The 2,098-nt window shown below is 63.6% G+C and carries 2 protein-coding genes and 1 pseudogene; all 3 read left to right on the forward strand.

The window, feature by feature from the left end; genetic code table 11:
* On the forward strand, positions 1-494 hold a 494-nt coding region (locus ABT116_RS43455), incomplete at its 5' end, for an ABC transporter permease (protein WP_351646296.1).
* Positions 495-515: 21 nt separating this feature from the next.
* A complete protein-coding gene (locus ABT116_RS43460) occupies positions 516-1,658 on the forward strand; it encodes a sensor histidine kinase (RefSeq protein WP_351646297.1) in 1,143 nt (380 codons plus the stop codon).
* A pseudogene (locus ABT116_RS43465) lies at positions 1,655-1,996 on the forward strand (response regulator); the annotation flags it as partial. The gene ABT116_RS43460 and the pseudogene ABT116_RS43465, both read left to right, overlap by 4 nt.
* Positions 1,997-2,098 lie beyond the last annotated feature (102 nt).

A 2,098-nucleotide genomic window follows, 5' to 3' on the forward strand; every position in this document is an offset into this window, starting at 1 on the left:
CCGAGAAGGGCGTGCTGGCCCTCGGCGCGAAGGCGCTGGACGCCGAGGACCGGAATGGGACGGTTCTCGGCGGCAGTGCTCCGGTCAATCCGGTGCTGGTGCTGGTCGCGGTGATCGGCGGCGCTGCGCTCTTCACCGCGCTGGCGTTGATCACTTCGGCTGTCACTCGGAACGCGGAGGCAGCGCAGATCACCTGCATGCCGATTCTGATTCTGGCGACGGCAGGTATGTCTTCGATCAGGAACGTCGTGCCGGACAACGTTGCTCGCATTCTCGATTTCACTCCGCTGGCCGCGGTAGTCGACCTTCTCAATCTCGGATGGCTGGGGAGAACCACTGGCGAACTGGCCGATCTGGGCGATGCGCCCGGTGCTGCGGCCGGATTTGTCGACACCTTCGGTTCGGCTGGGCAACCGCTGTTGGTCATGCTGGCGTGGATCGTCGGTTCGGTTCTGATTGCGAACGTCCACTTCCGCTGGGAACCGCGTTCGTAGAACTCTGAGAAGGTAGTGGGCATGATCGCGCAGAACTTCGGACGCTGGAATCCGAGACGGACGTGGCGAACCGCGTCGAACGTCGACAAGGTTCGCCTCTACACGCGGCAATCGTTCATCATGGTCGCAGTGGTTTTCGGTGGCTTCGGTGCGGTCACCGAGATAGTTGCGGTTCGGTACCTGTCGGGTGTCTTCCTCGGAATCAGTGCCGTTGCGTGCGTCATCGCCGTGTCTCGGATGCCTGATCTGGGCGGAGTCGTGGCCAAGCCCGTCCAGATTCCTCTTGCCGTGATGACGTTGTCGGCGTTCTGCTCGGCGGGAATTGCCTTGGGAAGCAATGGCGAGAACGGCCCGTACTTCTGGCTGGCGGCAATCCTTGTCGTGCCCCTTGCGGGGTTGACGTCGTTGCGCTGGCTGATCGTGGGCTCGGTGGCCGCCGGGGTTGTATTGGGACTGCTTGCGGGTCCGGAAAGCGGCGTGTCCGTCGGAATCGTTGCCGGCTTCATGGGGCTGACCGTCTACATGTCGGTGTGGCTGCTGCGGATGGTCACCGAATTGGACGAGGCGCGCGGAGCCGCCGCCGCTCTGTCCGTCGCCGAGGAGCGGTTGCGATTTTCTCGCGATCTCCATGACGTCGTCGGGCGGGCACTGTCTGCAATTGCGGTGAAAAGTGAACTTGCAGCCACGCTTTCACGACGCGGCGACGATCGTGCCGCCGCGCAGATGGACGAAGTGCGCGAACTTGCGCAAGATTCACTCGACGAAGCGCGCGAGTTGGTTCGGGGATACCGGTCCATCGCCTTGGCATCGGAGCTGGCCGGTGCGCAGTCTCTGCTCGAGGCCGCCGGAATCTCCACTGCGATACGTGGATCGGCAGATCAACTACCGGTGGAACTGGCCGAAGCCGCTGCCTGGGTCGTCCGTGAAGGCGTGACCAACATTCTCCGGCACTCCAGTGCCGAGAATTGCAGCATCGAAGTGTTGGCGGATGGCGTCGTGATCGCCAACGACGGCGCACGTATCGCAGAGCCGAACAACGGAACCGGCCTGAACGGATTGCGCGAGCGCGTCGGCGCCGTCGGAGGAACTGTCGAAACCGTGCAGGACGAAGATCGCTTCACCCTCACCGCCCACTTTCCGTCCCGAACGAAGGAGTCTCGGTGACCGAGCCGATCAAGGTACTGCTGGCCGACGACGAGAACCTGATCCGCTCGGCGCTGGCAATGATGTTGTCGCTCGAGGACGACATCGTTGTCGTCGCAGAAGCCGAATCCGGCGAGGATGCCGTGATCGCTGCTGCAAAGCATCAACCTGACGTAGCCGTGCTCGACCTTCAAATGGCAGGTATCGACGGTATAGAGACGGCGCAACAGATTGCGCAGACGGTCTCGGGGTGCGCCTCGATCATCGTGACGAGCCACGGGCGTCCCGGATACCTGAAGAAGGCACTGTCAGCCGGCGTCCGCGGATTTCTGCCGAAGACGACGCCTGCGGCGACGCTCGCCGAGGTGGTTCGCAGCCATGTTCAGCGGGCTCATCTGGACCTGCCCCTGTCCGATGGCGCCCGCCGCCCGGTCCGGCCCGTCGACCGCGGGCACGCTGCC

The organism is Streptomyces sp. NPDC002130 (genome assembly GCF_040296465.1).
Taxonomy (GTDB): Bacteria; Actinomycetota; Actinomycetes; order Streptomycetales; family Streptomycetaceae; genus Streptomyces.